Annotated in this window: 1 protein-coding gene; it reads right to left on the bottom strand. The window is 72.7% G+C overall.

Annotation, left to right across the window (positions count from 1 at the left end; genetic code table 11):
* Positions 1-138 precede the first annotated feature (138 nt).
* Entirely contained in the window at positions 139-1,440 is a 1,302-nt protein-coding gene (locus ABY44_RS05640; RefSeq protein ID WP_060174323.1) for an FAD-dependent oxidoreductase, read from the bottom strand.
* Positions 1,441-1,513 lie beyond the last annotated feature (73 nt).

The following is a 1,513-nucleotide window of genomic DNA, read 5'->3' as shown; positions in this document are numbered from 1 at the left end:
TTCGGCCGCGCGCAGGTCGGCGACGCGCAGCAGCGCGATCGGAGCGGAATCGGGAAGCGGAAGGGTAACGGTCATCGCGGGGTCATCGCCGGGTCGCGGCGGCTGGCAAGGCGGCCGCCGGGGACGGGCCCGCGGCGGTCAGGTCGTGAAGCGCCCGGCGCTTAGCGCGGCGAGCGTGTCGGCGCGCCAGTGCTGCACGTCGCCGCCCAGGTAGTCGGTCACCACTTTAGCAGACCCGCATGCGAGCCCCCAGCCGGCCGGGCCGTGCCCGAAATTGACGAATACGCGCGGATGCGGGGTCGGACCGACGACCGGCAGGCCGTCCGGCGACAGCAGTTGCGTACCTTGCCAGGACAGCGCGGCCGAGATCCTCGCGGCACCGGGCACCCAGTCGTGGACGGCCTGGCCGAGCAACGCGAGCGCGGCCTCGGACAGCGGCTCGGCGAGCGGCTTCGCGGTGTCGGGCAGGCTCTGCAGCACGGCGCCGCCACCGACGCGCAGCCGCTGGTGGGTGCGCGTGATCGAGATGCGCTTGATCGAATCGATGACGTTCAGGTGCGGCGCATGTTCTTCGTAGGCGACCGGCGCGGTCAGCGCATGGACCCGCACCGGGTGCAGCGGCAGGCGCCAGCCGAGGCGGTCGAGCAGCGGCAGGCTGCCGGCGCCGGCGGCGACCACGATCGCATCGGCGGAAATCACGTCGACGTCGCGGGCGGTCGACGCGTGGCGGTCGCCGGGCGGGACGAGCTCGACCGCGGCGCGGCCGTTGTCGACGCGGATCGCGGCGACTTCCGCGCCGAAGCGGAACTGCACGCCGTGCTCGTCGAGCGTCTGCTTGACCAGTTTCGCGAACAGCGGGCAATTCCCGGTGCGCTCGGTCTCGAGCAGCACGCCGCCGGCGAAACCGGGCTCGGCCGGCACCGACGGCTCGAGTGCCGCGCATTCGTCTGCGGAGAGCAGGCGGTACGGCTGGTCGAGCGTGCGCAGCAGGTCGAGCGCGGGCTGCATCGCTTCCCAGTCGCGCGGATCGCGCACGACGTGCAGGATGCCGGGCTTCTGCTCGAACTCGAGCTCGAGGCGCGTCTCGATGTCGGCGAGCGCGTCGCGCGACGCGTCGATCAGCGGCCGCAGCCGCGTGTACTGCGCGGCGAACGCGTCGGGCTCGCGCAGCCTGCCGAGCTGCTTGACGAAGCGCCGTACGCCGCCGTTGAAGCCGGGCTTGTAGACGATGCCGCTGTCGCGCGGCTGGCGCTGGCGCATGAAGGTCGGGCCGAACCAGACGTCGAGCGGGCTCGGCAGCAGCGCGCCGCCGTCGCCGTAGGTCGCACCCTGCGCGACGGTCGCGTGGCGTTCGACCACGCATACGCGATGGCCGGCCGCGCGCAACTGGTAGGCGGTGGCGACGCCGCTGATTCCGCCGCCGATGACGATGACATCCATGGATTGCTTCGATGACGGGCGGCGCGCAGGCGCTGCCCGGTGAGAATTCGCTGAGGGCCCGGGCCCGGTGAAC

The organism is Burkholderia sp. ZZQ-2 (genome assembly GCF_050768715.1).
GTDB classification, from domain to species: domain Bacteria; phylum Pseudomonadota; class Gammaproteobacteria; order Burkholderiales; family Burkholderiaceae; genus Burkholderia; species Burkholderia cepacia.
The sequence above is the reverse complement of the archived record's forward strand: the minus strand, read 5'-3'. Positions and strand labels throughout refer to the sequence as shown.